The sequence below is a fragment of the Mesorhizobium sp. W016 genome (assembly GCF_054719485.1).
In genome coordinates, this window is record NZ_JBTTIF010000002.1 from 5,193,198 (window position 1) to 5,211,902 (window position 18,705).

Sequence of the window (18,705 nt, forward strand, 5' to 3'; positions counted from 1 at the left end):
GGATTTTCATGATGCGGTTGTGGATTTATCGTGCTTCAGCCGACCACGACACGTCATAGCCGTTTGCCATTGCCAGAGAGGCGGAATTGCGTTGCGCAACTCGGAAGGCGAGGCAGCCACCCGGTGGTCGAAGCTCACGGCAATTTTCTTGCCGGACATGGCATGGACCATAAGCCCGACCAATTCCTCGTCGTCGCAGCGACACTCAGGAAACCTTGCGCGGATTTCATCGACCGCAAACGCCGTCGAGATAATGTCGTCAGCGCGATAGCCAGAGATCACCGCGTAGACTGCGCTATAGGTTTCAAGGTCAATGACTTCTGTTTTCAGCACATCATCCTCCCTGCGGAAGGCCGACGGCAGAGGCGCCGGATGTCTCGCAAAGATTGCTAGATGCCGGCATCGAGTCTTCGGCGCTGTATCCTGTTCATTCTATGACGGTTGGCCGCGCTGTCGATAGCTCTGCAAGGCTTTGTACGCTTCCAGACACTGATTCACGCGAGCGACCAGATCAGGCAATCGTGCCGTTCATATACGTTTTCCGGTTCACTGTAGTGCCGTCCGCCAACTGAAACAGTCCACCCGACCAGAATGACGATTGTCGGCCCATTCACTTTAAGCCCCCCAGATCAGCGAGTGAGTTGTGGCCAACACTCCAACACCTCCGCCATGCTGGCCGCCTCAATCTGCTCACTGAAGCGGGAATGGTAGACTTCCATCAGTGCGTCATGGGTCTGGTCGGCAGAGCTGCAGATGGCATCGGTGACGAGAATGACGCGGAAGCCACGATCGATGGCGCCAAGCACGGTCGCGAGAACGCAAACGTCGGTTTCGCCACCGGTGATCACGAGCGCACGCACGCCGGAGCCACTCAGCAGCGCGTCGAGCCGCCCCTCGGTCCAGGGCGAATAGACATGTTTGTCGACCACCGTCGCCGGCGGTACAAATCGTGCAAGTTGAGGCATCAGCTCAATCAGGCGCGGATCGATGTTGGAAAGGGTTACCTCCGCCCACCGACGATAGTAGTTTGCCCACATTCCCGGCGCCTCGCCCGGGCGGGCGGCAGGAATGAAGCGCGTGAACAGGGTACGGCTGGCATGTCTGGCGACCAGTTCTTCGATCGCCGGGACCACCTTTTCAGCCCACGGCACGGGCCAAGGTCCACCCGGCGCAAACAGGCGCTGCATGTCGACGCACAGATGCAGGCCATCGTCGCCTATTGGTCCGTGAATCAATCCTTGGGCGGCCACTGGTGGATTCCGTCGGGTTTGGGTTACTGGCCTGCCTGCCGCGCTGCATCGGCCTCAGCCACATCAACAGTGTAAAGCAATTCACCGTTTTCGTTGGATACCCTCACAAGCCAGCCGGACAGAGCGTCCGTGCCAGGCTGCAGGTCGGCAAGAAGATCGATTGCGCAGCGGATAGCTTCGGACCGGGCCGCCTCAAGGCTCGCCATCCTCGACGGCGGTATGCGTCGGCTGGTTTCGCCATCGCGATACTCAAAGACATATACGTCGCCGGCGCCGTCGCTTGCAGAGGTTATCTCGACCTGGTCGAAATTGCCGTTGCTGCTCGCGTCATATCCATTGGCTGCGAGATCAAAGGTCGCTGTCTGGACCAGGATTGCCTTTGCGCGGGCAAGCACGTCATCTTCAGCTTGTATCCCGACGTTTGCCATGTCCACCGTAACGCAGTCGCCGCCCTCGCCGCAAAATATCACCCGGCGAACCGACTGCCCGTCTGGCGCCCTGGCATTCACCACTTCGGTCCGAACGACTTGCATGACACTCTCCTGCCTGTCTGACAATGTTCATGGTGCGCTTTCGGTTCCTGCGGATGCAGGGCGTCGGCCCGGCTGTCGAGACCGACAGGATTTCGCCCACCGGACATTCACGGTGCACCGAGCCCCCGCCGCAGGAACAATTCGAACGGAAACGCGTTGCCCTAGCTGGAAACGGGATAAGCGCAAAATGGCCGCGCCACGTGCTGCTTGGAAGGGCTTCTTGAAGGTTGGTTCGGTTACTTGCGGCGTGAAGATTGTCGGCGCAACCAGCGAAGCATCCAAGATCCATTTCAAGATTTTGAACCGCAAGGACGGTCTGCCGGTCAGGAGCGTCTACGCCGACGAGGAGACCGGAAAGCTGGTGGATGCAGCGGATCAGGTGAAGGGTTTCGAGATCGAAAAGGACGAATTTCTCCAGATCGAACCTGACGACATAAAGGCGTTGAAGCTGACGTCGAAGCACACGCTCGAAGTCGGCGAATTCGTATCGATTGACGATATCGATACGCGCTATCTCGAGAAGCCCTACTATCTGATCCCGGCCGACGGCGCCGCAATCGAAGCATACGGAGTGATCCGCGACGCCATGAAGAACAAGGGCGTGGCCGCTCGATCCTGCGTGGTGCTCTACCAGCGCGGCCGCGATGTGCTGATTCAGCCCTATGGCAAGGGGATGGTGATGACCGAGCTTCGCAACCACAACGAAATGGTTTCGGAAAGCACTGTGTTCGATGGATTGGCCAAGCAGAAATACGACCCCGATCTGCTCGAAATCGCCGGCATGCTTATTGACAAAAAAGTGACGACCTTCGATCCCTCGAAATTTGAAGACACCTATGAAGACGCGCTGATCGCCATGATCGATGCAAAGCGCAAAGGCAAGAAGCTGCCGAAGCCCGCACCAAGGCCACAGGAGAATGTCATCAACCTCGCTGAGGTGCTGAAGAAGAGCCTCAAACAGGAAGGGCTGGCGAGATCCACAAAGAGAGCCTCACCGAAACGCAAGACAGCATAGTTGATAACTGCCCAGCCAGAAGGTCCGCACAGCAGCTCCAGCCGCCCTTAATCGCTCGGAACAATTCTCGCGGTTGCCCGTTGGCCACCAAGGACGATGCCTTATGGCCGAGATCAAGAACGTCGACAGGGCAGTCCTCAAAGAGCCAGAGGCAGCGGATGCCAACATTGCGCTCAAAGGAGCCGGAACGCAGGACTCTGATCGGGCGCCGAGAAGCCCCAGGACCGCTGGCCATCGGTAAAAATACATGGGGTGTGAAAAGACCCTTTCGCCTCCAGACGCGGCGACGCGCGACCTGTGGCGGGCCGAACCCCACGCCCAAGCGAAACCCGGAGAATAGATGTGCCCCCCAAACCAGAGCCAACCGAAGAGCCGCCAGTGGATGCGCCGACGTGGACGCCGGACATACGCGAGCCTGAGCCGGATCTTCTTCCCGACGAAGTGCCAGTTCCTAATCCGGACGAGAACCGTGATCCGCCAAAGCGAGGCGTGGTGACAGACTGAACAACGAGTTTGGTCCGGCATCCTCCTGCAAAGGCGTTTATCTCGCCGCCGGGTTCAAGATCGCCAGTGAAATGCGACTGGATTTGGCTGCGCCGAATGCTTGACGGATTTGGTCTCGATGGTGTGGACCTGTCGACGCCTCGCCAAGCCTCATTTTCCAAGTATCTGTTCGAACGTGCATTGCTTCGGGCTTTTGTCAGGACGCCATCGCAGAAATTTGGTGCCATGACGGAAACGATCCCCGGTGACATGATCGAACCGCACCTCCGCCACCAGTTCGGGCCGCAATGGCTCCCATTGTCCGCTTCTTTCCTTGCTCCACCGACTGGGACCGCCCGGCGCTTTTCCCGTGAAGCCAGGAGCCGATCGCAAAGCTTCAAGTTGTCGCGTAAGCTTGGCCCTGTCCTCCCGGGCGATCGTCGAAGTGAACCCGACATGGTCGAGTTGCCCCTGGTCATTGTACAGGCCAAGCAACAGGGAGCCGACTTCACGCGAATTCGCCAGGTAGCGGAACCCTCCGACGACACAATCGGCCGTGCGCAGGCGCTTGACTTTGACCATGGCGCGCTCGCCGGGTCGATATTCGTCATCGAGAAGCTTGGCAACGACCCCGTCGGTCGAACCTTGTCCGGATTGGCCAAGCCATCTGCCTGCCGCCGCCAAATCACGCGTCGCCCGAGACAGTTCGAGATCCTTTCGCGCGGCCGACTTTACGAACAGTTCGAGTGCAGCGCGCCGAACCGAGAGCGGCTGCTGCATCAAGGCGCCCTCGGAGGTCGCCAACATGTCAAAGAGGATCAGCTTTGCCGGCGTCGCGACCGACAGTTTCCGGATCCTGCTTTCCGCCGGATGCAGCCGCATCTGCAAGGCGTCGAAAGAAAGAGAGCCTGCAATTTCGATGACGATCTCACCATCGACCACGAACTCTTTTGTTTTCAGTTCATGCAACATCGCGACGACTTCCGGGAAATACCGCCCTAACGGCTTGCCGGATTTTGCACGCAACTCCACGGCCGCGCCGGATTTAAAGGCCAGGCAGCGGAACCCGTCCCATTTGGGTTCGTATTGCCATCGGCCAGCATCGGCCGGCAACGTGTCGGCAGCCTTTGCTTCCATCGGCGCCGTGCTCAACGCCACGCCGAAAGACGATTTTACACTCGTCGGCAGATCGCGAGAGATGGCAGATTCGCCCGTCATGAAAGTTCCGTGGACAACGATGGAGATCGACTCAACGCAGCACTGGTGCCGGCTTTGGAAAAAATCATGCTCCAACAGGGTTAGGTCATGATGAGATTTCAACCAATCTCATCATGACCTGGGACGGTCTACTCGGCAGCCTGCATGTTGATCTTGCTTTCCGCCATTTCGGTGAGCTTGCGATCGGTCGCCTGCTCTTCCTTCAGGTTCTTGGCCAATACGTTGGCGCAGTCACTGCGGCCAAGCTGCTTGGCCCAGGCGATGAGCGTGCCATATCTGGTCATCTCATAATGTTCGACCGCCTGCGCCGAGGCTATCAGTGCCGCGTCTAGGACCTCCTTGTCGTCGACGTCGCCGCTCACATCGTCGGCTTCCTCCAGAATGCCGTCTATCGCCGGGCAGTTGACCTCCTTGGCCTTGACGCCATGCAATTCGAACACCTGTTCGACGCGCTCGATATGGCCTTTGGTCTGCTCGAGGTGTTTTTCGAATCCGGCCTTCAATTGCGGATCGGTTGCCTTGCCGATCATCTTCGGCAGCGCTTTCTCGATCTGCTTTTCGGCGTAATAGATGTCGCGCAGCGTGTGCACGAAGAGATCGTCGAGTGTCTTGATGTCCTTCGAAAAGAAGCCCATGGCTTTACCTTTCATTGTGCAGAAGTTCGGGTTCGGCGGCCGCTTGCCCGCCACCCGCGGAGGCCGGGAACTCGTCCCGGCTTGCTGGTCAACGCACCGGTGCTGGAGGAGTTCCTGATTCCGAGCCGGGCCGTTACTTCTTTTCGAGACGCTGCGATCCATCTCCAAAGGAGCTTTGACCCAATCACACGTTCCATGGTCCAGACGACGACCCCAAGGCGCACGCCGGCGCGGAAAAACTGACGGCCAGGAGAGCGGAAACGTGCTCTGCGCCGCAAGCTCTCGCAGGCGATGGCTGCCTCGACAAATGCAATGCCAGCGTCGGGCGCGCACTATTGTCGGGAGAACTCTTGGTCAAGTATGCGAAGGCCCTCTTCATATTTGGCCGCCGACGCTCGGACCTGCCTCGACTGCCAGATGTTGTCCTCCAGATCGGCGCGTTTTACGGGGAGCGCCACTGGGTTCGACGCAGCCCGCCGGACAAAGGCGAAATACTCCTCATCCGGCCTGCGCGACATGGCATCGACCGCCGCGGCAATTGTCGGTCCGAAGCCTGCTTCTTCGAGCTTGGCGCGGGTCCAGCCTTCGCCTTTCTCCAGAACGTCATGAAGGTAGGCAACAGTCTTCTGATCGATTGTCTCGACGGCGTCGACGACACGGCGGCAATGCTCGATGTAGGGCCGCCCGGTCTTATCGCGCTGCGACTCGTGAACCTCCTCCGCAATCTTTGCCGCCTGGTAGAAAATGCTGATCGCGCCTGTCGTTACCGTGATTGTCTCTGCCTGATGAAACCTATTCGACGATATGTGGCGTGTGTCGCTTGTCCTCGGCAGGGTCGACATCGATACGGGCCTTTTCCGGATCGAAAGCGCCGTGACCTGCAATAGCCAGAGCAGCCGCATCGGGCGTTTCGTAGGCCCACATGAAATCGTCGGAAGAACTGCCGACGGCGTGGACACGCCAGTAGCTTGCGGTGCCTTTAAGCGGGCACCAGGTGGTGGTGTCGGTCTTTTCGAAAAGATCGAAATAGATGTCCTCGAAGGGGATATAGAAAACGGGCTCGTGCCCGTCTTCACGCAGGACCTTCGCCCGCTCCGTAGCTGCGACGATGGCGTCGGAAAACCGCACCGTCACCGTGCCGGAAAACGGTTCTATGGCCAATCGGCCAAGGTTTTGCTGTGAAGTTGCGCCTGAAGTTTGCATCTGAATTTCTCCCTGGCGATTACCGCAAGATCGGTCATGCCTGGAGACGAAATGCGCGGCGGCGCTTCAGGTTCCGGCATGTCCGATGAACCTGAATGGCGGGCCAGACTTAAAGCGCCTCCCGCTTGCCGTATCCAGCAGTTCTCGTTGGTAAGGCGCGGTGAAATGCTCGTCCAACCCATTCGAAGACTTTAGAAGGACGACACGGTCGTCGCTTCCGTGGAGCGTCAGGGCTGGCGCCGAAATGATCTTCGCCGCTACTTGCCGGCGGGCGAGTTCGTGGCTGGAGATGCTCCAGCTGTTTGGCCGTCGTCAGCTGCCGCCTCATGTACGGGCTCCGGGGCGGCCTCAGTTGCTGCCAAGTGGGCCGCAAGGTCCCTATAGACCTTGTCCCTGCCGCCATCGTGTTTAGCGATCAGGCCAAGTAAGTCATGACGGCTTAGCTTTGCAATCTTCATTAGGAATTCGAATTCGTGCTTCGGAATCGAGGCTGCTAAGCGATCGAGTTTGGCCCGCCGGGTCTCTTTGGACACATGTGCTCCTATGTATCCAGCCATGCGAGGCACGTACTCGAAGGCCCGCCATTGTCTTGATGGCGGGCCTTCGGGCGGCCGAAGCCGCTAGGTCCATCGGCTACTTGTTGCAATTTTGCACGGTCGAGGTCGTTGCGCCACTTGCAGTGTTGTTATCGATGTCATTGCCTGCGGCGTCCTTGCAACGGTCGGTCATGCCGTTCGATTTTGTAGTCGAGTTTGTGGAATTCGGATCGGTTGGCACGGCCGCATTCCCGCTGCCAGTGCCATTGCCAGCGGCGCCGCCGCTGCCAACAGTTCCAGTACCAGTTCCATTACCCGTGCCAGCCGTGCCGCCAGCACCCGTTCCATTTGTCTGCGCCAAGGCGGAACCGGCCAAGGCAATAGTTATCACCGACGCGGCTAGAATTTTCTTCAACATTGGAGTCTCCGTGTTTGAATCGCCGAATTGCGATCGCTTTCCCAACGACAGGTTTTTCTCATTGTTCCCGGCGTAATGGATTGTGATCCGCAGCAGCCTTCGTCGAGGTGGACACTCTTGACGGCGCACGAATTGTGATGAGACCTGACAAGGGCAGGATGGGCTTTGTTCAACACCAAAGCGATATGTTGGGCGCGGCTGCATGCATCCGACGCGGATCGCGATGCGGAATGTGGGCAAGACGGGTTACAACAGAAGCGGCGATCAGAGCTGCGAGCGAACCGGCCGCCTTGATGTTAATCTGACGGTTGAATCTCAAGACCATTCCGACGCAGGAGCAGAACGCATGCCGGCTCGATCCGAAGGATTTACAATCGCTCTGGCTCACAACGGGGATGCACGAACGCAGGCGGCCGCTGCGCTCTATCGACACAACATCGAACAAACCGGAATCGATGACCGGGCAGTGATCGGCGCGGAGCTTACCGACCCCTCCGGAAAGATCTGGGGTGGAATTTGGGGCAGAACGGAACTGGGGCTCCTGTTTCTCGACATGTTCTTCTTGCCTGAAAAATTGCGTGGCCGATCCTATGGATCACAGCTTCTTATGGCGATCGAGGAGGAAGCCGTTAGGCGTGGATGCAAGAGAGCCGTCGTCGAGACGAGCAGTTTCCAGGCGCCCCAATTTTACCGGCATCATGGGTTTGAGGAATTCGGCAAGGTCGAATTCGTTATTCCAGGACACGCCCGCATCTTCCTTCGCAAGAACCTGCAGTAATCTTTGCGGAGGCGCCATCTGCACGAACGGCTGTTCGCCGGCAAAACGCCGGCGCCTTAGCCCTCCCAGCCGTAGCCATCTACTCCCGAAGGTCCTTTTGCCCTTTCCATCCAGGAAGCTCGGTCATCGGGCATAGTAGCCGCGGTCGCGCCGGATCGGAGATATCGAGTTTATCCCAGGGAATGCGGTACAGGCCGTCGCGGCGGCGCAGCCGAAACAGGTCGAGCATCGCGATGCCGATGGTCGAGGCCGACAGACGCTCGAACGCGGCGTAGATGCCAACGTGGAATTCAGTAACGACGAGCTCGTCGCCACGCTGTTCGGCGAGAATCTCTTCGATGTGACCGATGCTCTTTCCACGCTGCGAGAGCACGCGTCGCCCGGCAAGATGTTCGAGGTTGACTGTCCTCATCATCACGCTCCTGGGATGCGCCCGATGACATGATCGCGCAACCAGTCCTGCCAGGCGAAAATCGACGTCTCGCCCACCTCGATGTCACATTCGATGTCGAGCCCGTTGTCCTGCACCTTTTTCCACGCAATCCTGTGTGGCTCGGCGTGGCGTTTGCCACCCACCCTCGTCGCCAGTTGCGCCATCCATTCCCCGGGCCGCGCGCCAAGGCGGCGCGCCAAAGTGATGGAGCCGAGTTCTATCGCGACAATCCTTGGTGGTTTGCCCCGCCGCAACTCGGCCACCACTCCGTCGACCTTGCCGATCTTGACCCGCCGGCGGTCGAACACCTGCTTGTCCAGGAGATCACGCATCAATTCCATCATGTGCCTCCGAATATCTGCAGCGGAATCGTCACCACGGCGAGCACGAAGGCAAGCGCGATAATGAAGACAACGGCGGCATTCGAAATGATGCCGTTGCGATGTTCGCCGACATAGCGTTCGTCATTCAGCAGGAAGAGAAATGGAACTACCGTCAGCGGAAGGCTCGCCGCCGTTACCGCCATGGAAAAGATGGTCAGCCTCAGTGGGTCGAGGCCAAGCATGATCGGAATGGCGGCCAAAAACAATGATGCCGTATAGACGGCACTGAAGCCCGGATCATCGCGCGGCTTGCGATCCTCGCCCCAGGTCCAGCCAAAGCCCTGCGCCACCAGATATGCCTGTTGCAACCCGACTTCGAGTGCGGCGCCGAAACAGGCAATGGCGAGCGAGGCAACGAATAGAACGAACCCCCAGAAGCCGAATATAGGGATCAGCATCAACGGCAGTTGGTGATAGTCGTCCACCTGGTCGATGCCGCGCGTCGCGAGAACGAGAGCAGCGACGATCAACACGCCGATCGAAATGGTCCCACCGAAGGTCATGCCCAGCCCGGCGATGGCACGATTGGCCCCAAGGTGGCTTTCATCCCATTTGTCCTCGATAGCTCCCGAGGAATAGAACATGAAAAGATAAGGCGATATTGACGCGCCGAGAATGCTGGCCGCCATGAACCAGTAATTGATGGCATCGTGAGCCGGCAGCGAAGGCACGGCGCTGCCAGCGACCGCTGTCCAGTCGGGCTTTAACATCACCGCACCAACCACGAAGCACAGCGTCACGAGGCCGAGGACCGAAACGCCTTTCTCGATAAAGCCAAACGTGCCTTTCCACAGCAGCAACCATGCCAGCAACGCCACCGGCAGTGCCCACCACTGGAAGCCTATGCCGGTGGCAAGTTCGAGTGCGATGGCCACACCGCCGATCTCAGCGGACAGCACCATGAAATTGACGAGAAGGACGACGAGCAACGGCCATAGAAAGACGTTGAACCCAAATCTTTCACGAATGCCCTCTGAGATCGTGTGATGGCTCATCGCGGCGAACCGACCGGCCATTTCAACCAAAAAGATGATGCATATGGTGCCGAGAACTATGGCCCAGATTAGCTGGAATCCGAAGGCGGCACCCGCCTGCGTCGCCGTAGCCATCGACCCGACTTCGAGGAAACCTCCGACACTGGTGACGACGCCAAGCGATATTTCCAGAAGCTTCTTCACGGCTTTGGTCCGAAAGCGCTGGTGTAAGCGGCGGCGAGCGAGCGCATGGCCGCCCGAAGATCCTGTTGTGCGCTTTCCACCTCAGTGCGATTGTTCACCCGCAATCCCGCCTCGGCATGCGCCACCGCCACCGACAAACTGTCGACTGCTGCCGTCAGTCCTGCTCGCCCGGCTGGTTCAGCGGTCTCGGCCGATCGAATTTGCGCCTCGACATCGGCCAGCGTTTTTCCGACCGAGTGCAGTGCGGCCGTGGCATAGGCGGACGGTGCCGCTCCCTCCACCCAGGCATCCAGCACCATCGATACGGTCTGTGCCGCGGAGGCCGCTGTTCGTGATTGCTGCGCCACCTGATTGGAAGACGAGCATCCGGCCAACCCGGCTAGAATCAGAAGCAAGCACAGGCAGTCAACCGGAAAATGACGGTCGTTATGGGGTACAGCGCGCGTTGGATGCGCCACGCGGATTTCCTCCCCGGCCCGAACCAACTGCGTCCGGCATCAATGATCTAGGGCGCTCGGAGAGCTCGTCAAACGAAACCGACGACGAGCCTGTGAGGTCGGCTAGTCCCACGTAACAAAACGCTCCATCCCGGACAGCCGTGAAAGTGCGGGGGCCCGCGCTTCTCTTTGGCGCGGAGAAGCGCGGGAGATCGGGCTGAGGGGATGACCCGATCGCGCAGCATCAACATGGGAGGGCAACAACGCTGCACGGTTCGAACTTCCAACCGGGCCACTTGTTCCAACTTCAACTGATTAGGCTCATTGCCGTTCTGAGTACTCAATCCATGCGTTTGGGGGCCTTTTGAAGGTAGGCCATGGCGAGTTCTCATGGCGTAGAACGGTTTTTGTCGCAACGGCCCATCCATGAATGCGCGCGAGGACCGCGACGACGACCGTCGCCTGACCGTCATGACAGCGCACGATCAATCCAGCCCAAACGCCGCGGAACAATTGTGCCCACTCGTGGTTCCGATGGCACGAAGATGGAGGATATGATGACGGACGCCAAACTCGCTGTGGTGACCGGCGCCTCGAGTGGCATCGGAAGGGAACTCGCAAAGCTGTGCGCTAAAGACGGTTACGACCTGATCATCGCCGCCGACGAGCCGGCTATCCGGCAGGCGGCAGAGGCACTTGAGACCCACAATGTAACGGTCGAAGCCATTGAGGCCGATCTGGCGACCGTCGAGGGCGCCGATCGGTTGATCTCCCAGATCGGCGATCGCGATATCGACCTGTTGTTTCTCAATGCGGGACGCGGGCTCGGCAACGGCTTCGTCGACCAGGACTGGCGAAAAGTCCGCCGGATCATCGACACCAATGTCACTGGAACGGTCTATCTGGCGCATGAGCTCGGCGCCAAGATGGCCCGGCGAGGTCGCGGGCGCATCCTGTTCACCGGATCGATCGCCGGCTTCATGCCCGGCACATTCCAGGCCGTCTACAACGGCACCAAGGCGTTCATCGATTCCTTCTCGATCGCGCTCCGCCATGAGCTGAAAGATAGCGGGGTGACGGTCACCGTGCTGATGCCTGGCCCTACGCAGACGCGATTCTTCGAGCGCGCTGAAATGATGGATACCAAGATCGGCACCGATGAAAAGGACAATCCGGCCGATGTCGCCAAAACGGGTTACGAGGCGATGATGGCCGGTGATGAACAGGTCGTCAGCGGTTGGAAAAACAAGCTGCAGGTTGCCGCCGCGCATGTCACGCCGGCAGCCACCTTGGCCGAACAGCACCGTAGGATGGCCGAGCCGGGGTCGGCGTCCAGCGACTGAGCTGATATTTCGCGTCATCAACGGGCTGGCATTCGCAGAGACCGCATGTGCTGCGCGAGGCAATCTATCGCTGCAGCAAGGCGGCACCATTTCGGTTCCCGGCGTCTGTGTTGGCCTGGTCGATCACATCCCGTTTGGCGCGATGAATGAGGGACCGGCTTTCCGGATGGGCCAGACGCATACGCAACGCTACCTCGTACCTCTTTTGGCCATGGTCCAGAGCGGCGCAATCGATCGCTCCTTGTGATTACCCACCGGCCGATCTGGAAGCAGGGCCGGTCTGTACAAGACGTTCCGCTACAATCAGGAGGTTGTGTCAAAGTGGTGATGCGGCCTCACGGCCGAGACGGGCAAGGCGAGCGACACCTCACTGCAATCACAAGGGAACATTCGCGTCGACGGCCGGTTAGGTGCCACTTCCGTAACGGTCACCTGCCGTCAAAGCGAGCCCATGATGAACCACGACCAGCATGACAATGTACCAGACGCAGCGCGTAGACTTGTCGCTGGAAGCATGGCGGGAGGAATTCTCGCCGCTTATGCTTCCACGGCGTCAGCCGATACGGGAACAGTGCCTGCTAAAGCAGGCCCTGCGAGCCCGATGCTCAAACAGAATCCGGTGACGCAATATCCCCAGCCGCCGTTCAAGCCACAGGAACAGAAGTGGCCGGGTTTGGCCAGCAAGATGGTGCCGCGCCCGGATCACGGCGAAACGACCTACAAGGGACCAGGCAGGCTTGCCGGTCGCAAAGCGCTGATAACCGGCGGCGATTCCGGAACCGGTCGTGCGGCGGCGATAGCATTCGCGCGCGAGCGTGCGGACGTTGCTTTCGGCTACCTCCCCGAAGAACAGGAAGACGCCGACGAACTGGTGGACCTAATAAAAGCGGCAGGTCAAAAGGCTTGCCGGCGATATCCGCAATGAGGCCTTTTGCAGAAAGCTGGTCGATGAAGCAGCAACGCCCCTCGGCGGTCTCGACATCCTGGTCAGCAACGCTGCCCGCCTCACTCGAGTCCACGGTCCTCAAAAAGGGCCGCCAGGCCCACCGCTCCTTAGGCGTGGTGGGCTTTCAGTCTGTCTACAGGAGGAACCAATGGCTGGCGATGATATAGAAAGAAGGCGACTGCAGATGTTGATCGAACAATATCTGGAGACCCGTAAGCGACGGCACGATTTCGTGTCGATCGCGAATGCCGAACTCGCGATCAAGGCTGTCATGCCGCATTGCCCGGTGTCGAGCGCAGCGTTGGCAGAGATGATTGCCGCTGGCGCCGTCACTTACGGCCTTGGCGTCCTATTCGACGCGAGGAAAACCGAGGGCGAACTGCCCGTTGTTTGATAAGCTCACACGGCTGACCAATCGTCGCGCGGTGGCGAACTTTCGCCCAGCGCTGGAGTACGCCAGACCGCGAGCATGCCAATCGTGCCGGCCGGATCGCAGGCACTTGCCGGCGACGCCGGCTCGGGCCTGGACCCGAATGTCGTCGCATCTCTGGTGAAAAACCAGTGTCTTTGTGCAGTTATCGGGCTTCTCGTTGGGTTGGCACCGTTCCGCTGTCCTGGTGTCTTGCCAAAGCTGTCGGTTGAACACCGAGCATATTTCGCACGGCCTCGACCAGCGCGGCAGCCCACACGGGTTTTGACAGCATCTTGTGATGACGCAAATCTTGCGGGATGTCGGCTGCCGTGTACCCACTGACGAAAACAAACGGAATTCCGCGTTGCGCTAGAAGAGGGACAAGGGCAGCGCTGGTCTCGCCGCCGAGACCAATGTCCAGGACCGCAGCAGATATGACTTCACTCTCGATCAGCTTTTTCGCGCGAGCAACGGACGGCACTGGCCCGGCGATGGCGAAGCCGGCCTCTTCCAGGATTGCGCGGTGCTCCTCCGCGACCAGCCATTCATCTTCGACGACAAGGATACGAGATGCAGTCACGTTTCGCTCTCCCGATGATCAAACGGAAACTCAATCCGCAAGCTCAAACCATCGGAACCGAAAGATGTTTCAAAATTTCCGCCAAGCCGATACTCAATTTCGCCCTTCACCAGCGAAAGACCAAATCCCGTCTTCTCAGGCGGACTGACAGCGGGACCGCCGCTTTCTAACCATTCGAGCTGAAAACCGTGATCCGACGCCGACCAAGTCACGGACACCACGCCGTTTGGCACGGACAAGGCGCCATATTTTCCAGCATTCGTGGCAAGTTCATGGATCACCATGCCAAGCGACAGGCCCTGCTGAGGCTTGAGCCGAATGTCCTCGCCTGTGGTGTTGATGCGTTCCAGCCCGAACGGCTCGACTTCCTGCCGCACGATTTCCTCTACCGAGACCTCTTTCCAGCTTTCGCGCGAGAGCACTCCGTAGGCCCGCGCCATGGCGCGCAGGCGACCGATGAGCGCTTCGGCGAAAGCCTCCGAAGAGGGAGCATTTTTCAGGGTCTGACTGGCAATGCTGACCGTAACGGCCAGCATGTTCTTGACCCGATGATTGAGTTCCGAGATCAATACCCGCTGGTGGGCTTCGGCTTCAGCCATGGTCGTCACATCGACAAAGGTCACCACCACACCTTGGATTTTCCGCACGCTGTCGCGGTAGGGGATCAGCCGCACGAGATAGTGGATGCCGTCGCTATCGCGCGGTAGCTGGTGCTCGATCATCTCGCCGGCCCTGAAAACCTGCGCGATATGGTCGCGCAGGTGCGGATAATCGAGCCGGCTGGCAAGATCGGTAAGCGGTCTTCCGATGTCGGTCGGCAGCAAATTGAAGAACGAAGACGCCGCCGGCGTGAAGCTGCGGATAACCAGCTTGGTATCGAGAAAAACAGTCGCGATCTGTGTGCTCTCGAACAGGTTCTTCAGATCGCTGTTGGCCCGATCGAGATCCTCGATCTTGGAAACCAGTTCGGCATTGATGGTGTTCAATTCCTCATTGAGGGACTGCATTTCTTCCTTGGAGGCCTCAAGCTCCTCATTGGAGGACTGGGCTTCTTCGTTGACTGAGACGAGTTCCTCATTGGAAGATTTCAACTCCTCCAATGCGGTCTCATATTCTTCGATCGTCGATTGCAGGCGCTCGCGCGTATCGCGGAGCTCGCGCTCGAAATCAGCAATCCCGGATGGCTGACGAACCTTTAGAGCCTCCAGCCGCGGCTGCGGCTGGCCCACCGGTTCGAACAGGACGAGAAACAGCGGCTCGCCGCTGCCGCGATCAACCAAGGGCTCGATCGTCAATGTGACGAATTGGACACGATCTTCATTTTCTTCAATGGCTATCGCTTCGCGCACAACCGTGCGCCGGCCTTCGGCCGCTTCCCGCAAAGCGCCGCGCAGTTCCAGACGCAGGCCGCTGCGTGCCATTGTGAGCAATTGTCTGCTCGGCACCCCTTGCGGCGGCTCGAGATATTTGCCGGTTCTGACCGAGTAATAGACGACATCTCCATCACCATTGATGACGACATGGGCCGGAGCGTAGCGTTCGAGAACATGGGCTTCAACGGTTTGCCTTAGGGAATAAGACAAGCCGCGGCGGGCATGAGTGTCATTGGCGCTGGAAAAGTTGCTTGCAGGCGCAGCATTCAACAAGATCGGCAGCCGCGGCGGCGCCGTATGTTCTCGTGCCTTGAATATCCGTTGTTTCTTGTCGACCGGTGCAAACAGATCGGCATGCTGGCTTATGCTCTCGGAGGTGCCAAGGAACAGATAGCCGCCGGGCTTCAGCGAATAGTGGAAGGTCGGAATAACCTGCTTTTGCACATCGGGGCCGAAATAGATCAGCAGGTTCCGGCACGACACCATGTCCATGCGCGAGAAGGGTGGATCACGGATGACGCTGTGCGCCGAGAAGATGCAGAGATCACGTACGCTCTTGCTCAAGATGAAACTTGTGCCGTCATTGCTGAAGAAGCGTTCGCGACGTTCAGGCGAAACGCCCGCAAGCAATGACTCCGGATAGCGCGCCGAACGTGCGATGCCCAACGCCGCGTCATCGATGTCCGTGGCGAAAATCTGGATGCGCGGCACAGCCGAAAGTGTATCCATATGCTCGCGCATCAGCATTCCGATCGAGAAGACTTCCTCGCCGGTTGCGCAGCCGGGCACCCAGACGCGGATCGTATCGTTGGCGTCCTTGCCTTCGAAAAGTTTGGGGATGACGGTTTCTTCCAGGGTCTTGAAAGCGTCCGTATCGCGGAAGAAATTTGTCACGTTGATCAGCAGGTCGCGAAACAGCGACCGCACTTCCTCCGCATTTGAACGAAGCAACTCTATATAGGCATCGATCGCGGTGTTCTGTGTTATTTGCATGCGTCGCCTGACGCGGCGCAAGAACGTCTTGGCCTTGTAGCCCGAGAAATCATGTCCCGAATGGCTGCGCAGGATCGCGTAGATTTCTTCCTGGCCCTTGCGGAGTTTCAAAGCACTGGCCTTGCCATCGTCAGCTTCAAGCTCGTCGAGCAGTTCAAAGCTGTGGGCAAATTCCATGAGTTTCGCACCCATCTCATCGGCCGGGATGGCGATATCGATCAGACCGGAACTGATCGCGCTGCGCGGCATGTCGGGATTGCTCGGACCCGACTCGTCGGAGAGTTGCGCCAGCGTCAGGCCGCCATGCTCCTTGATTGCCTTGATGCCCAACGTACCGTCGGAATCGCCGCCCGACAGGACGACGCCGACGGCGTATTCGCCCTGATCCTCGGCCAGCGCGCTGAAAAAGATATCGATGGGCTTGCGCTCCCTGGACACCGAATTCGGTTGGCGCAGCTTTAGGCTGGAATTTTCGATGGTGAGGATCGCGTTGTGCGGCATCACGTAGACGGTGTCAGGATGGATATCCATTGCATCTTCAGCGACACGAACCGGAATTCCGGTGTAAAGCGCAATCACTTCGTGCAGCAGACTTTCCCGTTCCGGGCTGAGATGCGTGACGATCACGAACGCCATCCCGCTCGAAGACGGCATCCCGCGAAAAAATCCCTCCATGGCGGCAATGCCGCCCGCAGAGGCGCCAATACCGACTATGGGGAACCTCGGCAGCTTTTGCATCAATTGTCCTGCTTCAGTGAAATGCAACGCGGCAGCGCTGATTTCGATCCAATGTGTAAACCGTTCCTGGTCGAATTCCTATCCCGCACCGCCGATAGCCACGGAACCGATGGACGCGACCGCCGTTTAAAGCCCGGAGGGCTGCTATGTTATTAGGCATGCGAATTCTGCTCGTCGAGGACGAATTCTTGCTGGCAAGCGAACTTGCCTCTTATTTCAGCGATTGTGGGGCGACCGTTTTGGGGCCGGTGTCGTCAGTCAGCCGGGCTCGACGATATATCGATTCAGCGGACGGGGCGGTGCTGGACATCGATCTTAACGGTGAGACTGTCTTTCCCCTCGCCGATGAGCTGACGGACAGAGGCATCCCGTTCGTATTCTTCTCCGGAAACGATCAGATCACCCTACCGGAGCGGTTCCGGTACACCCAAAACCTCTCCAAGCCGGCCGGGTTCAGGACGGTTGCCGGGATCCTCGCCGCGCAATCAACAGCGCTTGGTGAAGACAACGTTTTCCGCGCTCTTCCAAAACTGAGGCTGTCCGCGCGGCTGTTGTTAGGCGACCCACAAGCGGCCGATCGCCTCGTGGAACGGACATTGAAGGCGGCGCTGGAGGAGCGGTTGTCGACGCGGCATGACCTTCCCTTGAGCGAATGGCTCAATACACTCATGGAGGAGGTGCTCCGCAACGACAGGTCTGGCATCATGAATTAAGATTGTCCGATAGTTTGCCGCAGGCCGCCCTGTCGACCGCCCCCCGCCACGGTACCCCTCCCCAAGAGCGCTTCGCTTCGTCTTGCAAATACGGCCGCATTCCTGCTAGAAATCCTCGTGGCCAAACCTCCGCAAACCAAACCTGACTCATTCCGCGATCCTGTTGAGGGCGACGCACTCGCAGCGCTGCTCGACGAAATCGCGGAAGAGGAAACACCTGAACGGCTGTTGAAACTCGCCCTTGAGCTGCAGCAGCAACTGCTGTTGTCAAAGCAGCTGAAAAATCCCAACTGAACGGCCTGCAGCTAGGCATCTTGATTTGCCTCGAGTTCCACGATGGCGTCATCGCCTCGTTCGCCAGACCGATGCTGCTGCGGTAATCTTTCTGCGCTCGATGTGGGCGAAACCCCAGTCTCAATAGCTCAGCGGTTCTGCGCCCAGAAGGCCCTGATCCCATCATGACGCCGATGAGACGACCAGGAAGATCAGGGCCAACTTGGGTCGCAGCCCAAGGTCGATCACTGCTGCCCTGGCATCTCGGTATTTTCTTGCGGGTTCTTTTTAACGCCGGGCGCGGGTGATGTCTCGGCGGGGGCATTGCCGCCTTGGTTCTGTTCCGGGGTGCGCTTTACTGGCGATGTCTGCCACGATCCGCCTGAAAGGGGTATGAACACAAAGAAGGCTAGCAGTGCGACGAAGATCACAGCCGCAATGACGACGCCCCACCCGAGTACATTTCGGGTGCCACGCTGTTCTTCCTTCCGGGACACATGCTCCGTCATCACTGGACTCCTTTGTGTCGTTCGATGAGGTACAAATTATCGTGCAGGATCGACCGCACGGTCTGCTCTTCCCCGACGCGTGCCGCCAGCACAGCCGAAGAAGCTGAAGCTAATCTTCTCCAGCTTTTCGGCTGCCTGGTTTGGCGGCCCGCTTTGGGGCTTTCGGCACTGCCGGTTTCCGCTCGGGTGCAGGCGGATTGATCGCCTCGTGCGCCAAACGGGCTTTGCGCAATCGCGCCGTTTTCTCTTCCCGCGCCTTGCGCTCGGCTTCCATTACTCCTTGTGCGTAGAGGGTGGCTCGTGCGTCTCTGTCGTTTGCGGATCC

Annotated in this window: 21 protein-coding genes and 1 pseudogene; 7 read left to right on the plus strand and 15 right to left on the minus strand. The window is 58.8% G+C overall.

What is annotated here, in order from left to right; all coding sequences use genetic code 11:
• Positions 1 to 6 precede the first annotated feature (6 nt).
• The 3 genes from ACYG9V_RS25575 to ACYG9V_RS25585 form a co-directional block, all read right to left on the minus strand.
• Positions 7 to 333 carry a hypothetical protein gene (locus ACYG9V_RS25575; protein ID WP_023754442.1) on the minus strand — a complete coding sequence of 109 codons (327 nt, stop codon included), beginning with the start codon at positions 331 to 333 and terminating at the stop codon, positions 7 to 9.
• A 296-nt stretch (positions 334 to 629) separates the two neighbouring features.
• On the minus strand, positions 630 to 1,250 hold the full coding sequence (locus tag ACYG9V_RS25580) for a cysteine hydrolase family protein (RefSeq protein WP_023687850.1): 621 nt from the start codon (positions 1,248 to 1,250) through the stop codon (positions 630 to 632).
• Positions 1,251 to 1,273: 23 nt separating this feature from the next.
• Positions 1,274 to 1,783, minus strand: coding sequence for a DUF6894 family protein (locus tag ACYG9V_RS25585; RefSeq protein WP_352763201.1), 510 nt, complete (start codon positions 1,781 to 1,783; stop codon positions 1,274 to 1,276).
• On the opposite strand from ACYG9V_RS25585, the gene ku reads away from it, so the two are divergent.
• Positions 1,782 to 2,798: a non-homologous end joining protein Ku gene (ku, locus tag ACYG9V_RS25590; RefSeq protein ID WP_460222032.1), complete on the plus strand. Its 1,017-nt coding sequence runs from the start codon at positions 1,782 to 1,784 to the stop codon at positions 2,796 to 2,798. The genes ACYG9V_RS25585 and ku overlap by 2 nt on opposite strands.
• 654 nt (positions 2,799 to 3,452) lie before the next feature.
• Here the strand turns inward: ku and ACYG9V_RS25595 are convergent.
• The 5 genes from ACYG9V_RS25595 to ACYG9V_RS25615 all read right to left on the minus strand — a co-directional run bounded on the left by ACYG9V_RS25595 (position 3,453) and on the right by ACYG9V_RS25615 (position 7,291).
• Positions 3,453 to 4,499, minus strand: coding sequence for an ATP-dependent DNA ligase (locus ACYG9V_RS25595; protein ID WP_352763203.1), 1,047 nt, complete (start codon positions 4,497 to 4,499; stop codon positions 3,453 to 3,455).
• Between the two features lie 128 nt (positions 4,500 to 4,627).
• Positions 4,628 to 5,134, minus strand: a complete 507-nt coding sequence (locus tag ACYG9V_RS25600; RefSeq protein ID WP_023668075.1) for a YciE/YciF ferroxidase family protein — start codon at positions 5,132 to 5,134, stop codon at positions 4,628 to 4,630.
• A gap of 332 nt (positions 5,135 to 5,466) precedes the next feature.
• Positions 5,467 to 5,886: an HD domain-containing protein gene (locus tag ACYG9V_RS25605; RefSeq protein WP_352673043.1), complete on the minus strand. Its 420-nt coding sequence runs from the start codon at positions 5,884 to 5,886 to the stop codon at positions 5,467 to 5,469.
• 40 nt (positions 5,887 to 5,926) lie between these two features.
• Positions 5,927 to 6,337 carry a DUF427 domain-containing protein gene (locus ACYG9V_RS25610; RefSeq protein WP_023691393.1) on the minus strand — a complete coding sequence of 137 codons (411 nt, stop codon included), beginning with the start codon at positions 6,335 to 6,337 and terminating at the stop codon, positions 5,927 to 5,929.
• Positions 6,338 to 6,970: 633 nt separating this feature from the next.
• Positions 6,971 to 7,291 carry a hypothetical protein gene (locus ACYG9V_RS25615; RefSeq protein ID WP_023807304.1) on the minus strand — a complete coding sequence of 107 codons (321 nt, stop codon included), beginning with the start codon at positions 7,289 to 7,291 and terminating at the stop codon, positions 6,971 to 6,973.
• Positions 7,292 to 7,493: 202 nt separating this feature from the next.
• Between ACYG9V_RS25615 and ACYG9V_RS25620 the strand changes: the two genes are divergently transcribed.
• Positions 7,494 to 8,069: a GNAT family N-acetyltransferase gene (locus ACYG9V_RS25620; protein ID WP_023681170.1), complete on the plus strand. Its 576-nt coding sequence runs from the start codon at positions 7,494 to 7,496 to the stop codon at positions 8,067 to 8,069.
• 79 nt (positions 8,070 to 8,148) lie between these two features.
• Here ACYG9V_RS25620 and ACYG9V_RS25625 read toward each other — a convergent pair whose 3' ends face one another.
• The 4 genes from ACYG9V_RS25625 to ACYG9V_RS25640 are packed head-to-tail and all read right to left on the minus strand — an operon-like array spanning position 8,149 to position 10,521.
• The gene (locus tag ACYG9V_RS25625; RefSeq protein ID WP_023681169.1) at positions 8,149 to 8,481 is read right to left on the minus strand and encodes a hypothetical protein; all 333 of its coding nucleotides are present in this window, start codon (positions 8,479 to 8,481) and stop codon (positions 8,149 to 8,151) included.
• 2 nt (positions 8,482 to 8,483) lie between these two features.
• Positions 8,484 to 8,846: a hypothetical protein gene (locus ACYG9V_RS25630; protein ID WP_245260251.1), complete on the minus strand. Its 363-nt coding sequence runs from the start codon at positions 8,844 to 8,846 to the stop codon at positions 8,484 to 8,486.
• Positions 8,843 to 10,063, minus strand: a complete 1,221-nt coding sequence (locus ACYG9V_RS25635) for an NRAMP family divalent metal transporter (protein WP_352763208.1) — start codon at positions 10,061 to 10,063, stop codon at positions 8,843 to 8,845. The genes ACYG9V_RS25630 and ACYG9V_RS25635 overlap by 4 nt, the downstream gene beginning before the upstream one ends.
• Positions 10,060 to 10,521, minus strand: a complete 462-nt coding sequence (locus tag ACYG9V_RS25640) for a hypothetical protein (protein ID WP_352763210.1) — start codon at positions 10,519 to 10,521, stop codon at positions 10,060 to 10,062. The genes ACYG9V_RS25635 and ACYG9V_RS25640 overlap by 4 nt, the downstream gene beginning before the upstream one ends.
• Before the next feature lie 536 nt (positions 10,522 to 11,057).
• Here ACYG9V_RS25640 and ACYG9V_RS25645 point away from each other — a divergent pair.
• The 3 genes and pseudogenes from ACYG9V_RS25645 to ACYG9V_RS25655 all read left to right on the plus strand — a co-directional run bounded on the left by ACYG9V_RS25645 (position 11,058) and on the right by ACYG9V_RS25655 (position 13,183).
• A complete protein-coding gene (locus tag ACYG9V_RS25645) occupies positions 11,058 to 11,843 on the plus strand; it encodes an SDR family NAD(P)-dependent oxidoreductase (protein WP_352497950.1) in 786 nt (261 codons plus the stop codon).
• Between the two features lie 601 nt (positions 11,844 to 12,444).
• A pseudogene (locus ACYG9V_RS25650) lies at positions 12,445 to 12,847 on the plus strand (SDR family NAD(P)-dependent oxidoreductase); the annotation flags it as partial.
• Positions 12,848 to 12,937: 90 nt separating this feature from the next.
• On the plus strand, positions 12,938 to 13,183 hold the full coding sequence (locus ACYG9V_RS25655) for a hypothetical protein (RefSeq protein WP_023725497.1): 246 nt from the start codon (positions 12,938 to 12,940) through the stop codon (positions 13,181 to 13,183).
• Positions 13,184 to 13,364: 181 nt separating this feature from the next.
• Here the strand turns inward: ACYG9V_RS25655 and ACYG9V_RS25660 are convergent, their stop codons facing one another.
• Together ACYG9V_RS25660 and ACYG9V_RS25665 are read right to left on the minus strand one after the other, a co-directional pair.
• Complete coding sequence (locus ACYG9V_RS25660; protein ID WP_352763212.1) at positions 13,365 to 13,781, minus strand: response regulator; 417 nt, start codon at positions 13,779 to 13,781, stop codon at positions 13,365 to 13,367.
• Positions 13,778 to 16,885 carry a CheR family methyltransferase gene (locus ACYG9V_RS25665; RefSeq protein ID WP_352763214.1) on the minus strand — a complete coding sequence of 1,036 codons (3,108 nt, stop codon included), beginning with the start codon at positions 16,883 to 16,885 and terminating at the stop codon, positions 13,778 to 13,780. The genes ACYG9V_RS25660 and ACYG9V_RS25665 overlap by 4 nt, the downstream gene beginning before the upstream one ends.
• Before the next feature lie 158 nt (positions 16,886 to 17,043).
• On the opposite strand from ACYG9V_RS25665, the gene ACYG9V_RS25670 reads away from it, so the two are divergent.
• Together ACYG9V_RS25670 and ACYG9V_RS25675 are read left to right on the plus strand one after the other, a co-directional pair.
• Positions 17,044 to 17,598 carry a response regulator gene (locus tag ACYG9V_RS25670; protein WP_050588792.1) on the plus strand — a complete coding sequence of 185 codons (555 nt, stop codon included), beginning with the start codon at positions 17,044 to 17,046 and terminating at the stop codon, positions 17,596 to 17,598.
• 117 nt (positions 17,599 to 17,715) lie between these two features.
• A complete protein-coding gene (locus ACYG9V_RS25675; protein WP_023681160.1) occupies positions 17,716 to 17,892 on the plus strand; it encodes a hypothetical protein in 177 nt (58 codons plus the stop codon).
• Between the two features lie 224 nt (positions 17,893 to 18,116).
• On the opposite strand, the gene ACYG9V_RS25680 is transcribed toward ACYG9V_RS25675, so the two are convergent.
• A complete protein-coding gene (locus tag ACYG9V_RS25680) occupies positions 18,117 to 18,380 on the minus strand; it encodes a hypothetical protein (RefSeq protein ID WP_023681159.1) in 264 nt (87 codons plus the stop codon).
• Positions 18,381 to 18,705 lie beyond the last annotated feature (325 nt).

What these genes read in the sequence shown, in the direction of transcription:
- ACYG9V_RS25610 (WP_023691393.1), bottom strand. Translation starts at nt 6,337, where the DNA reads ATGCAAACTTCAGGCGCAACTTCACAGCAAAACCTTGGCCGATTGGCC.
- ACYG9V_RS25625 (WP_023681169.1), bottom strand. Translation starts at nt 8,481, where the DNA reads ATGAGGACAGTCAACCTCGAACATCTTGCCGGGCGACGCGTGCTCTCG.
- ACYG9V_RS25600 (WP_023668075.1), bottom strand. Translation starts at nt 5,134, where the DNA reads ATGGGCTTCTTTTCGAAGGACATCAAGACACTCGACGATCTCTTCGTG.
- ACYG9V_RS25630 (WP_245260251.1), bottom strand. Translation starts at nt 8,846, where the DNA reads ATGATGGAATTGATGCGTGATCTCCTGGACAAGCAGGTGTTCGACCGC.
- ACYG9V_RS25665 (WP_352763214.1), bottom strand. Translation starts at nt 16,885, where the DNA reads ATGCAAAAGCTGCCGAGGTTCCCCATAGTCGGTATTGGCGCCTCTGCG.
- ACYG9V_RS25670 (WP_050588792.1), top strand. Translation starts at nt 17,044, where the DNA reads ATGCGAATTCTGCTCGTCGAGGACGAATTCTTGCTGGCAAGCGAACTT.
- ACYG9V_RS25615 (WP_023807304.1), bottom strand. Translation starts at nt 7,291, where the DNA reads ATGTTGAAGAAAATTCTAGCCGCGTCGGTGATAACTATTGCCTTGGCC.
- ACYG9V_RS25655 (WP_023725497.1), top strand. Translation starts at nt 12,938, where the DNA reads ATGGCTGGCGATGATATAGAAAGAAGGCGACTGCAGATGTTGATCGAA.
- ku (WP_460222032.1), top strand. Translation starts at nt 1,782, where the DNA reads ATGACACTCTCCTGCCTGTCTGACAATGTTCATGGTGCGCTTTCGGTT.
- ACYG9V_RS25585 (WP_352763201.1), bottom strand. Translation starts at nt 1,783, where the DNA reads ATGCAAGTCGTTCGGACCGAAGTGGTGAATGCCAGGGCGCCAGACGGG.
- ACYG9V_RS25620 (WP_023681170.1), top strand. Translation starts at nt 7,494, where the DNA reads ATGCATCCGACGCGGATCGCGATGCGGAATGTGGGCAAGACGGGTTAC.
- ACYG9V_RS25680 (WP_023681159.1), bottom strand. Translation starts at nt 18,380, where the DNA reads ATGACGGAGCATGTGTCCCGGAAGGAAGAACAGCGTGGCACCCGAAAT.
- ACYG9V_RS25595 (WP_352763203.1), bottom strand. Translation starts at nt 4,499, where the DNA reads ATGACGGGCGAATCTGCCATCTCTCGCGATCTGCCGACGAGTGTAAAA.
- ACYG9V_RS25645 (WP_352497950.1), top strand. Translation starts at nt 11,058, where the DNA reads ATGACGGACGCCAAACTCGCTGTGGTGACCGGCGCCTCGAGTGGCATC.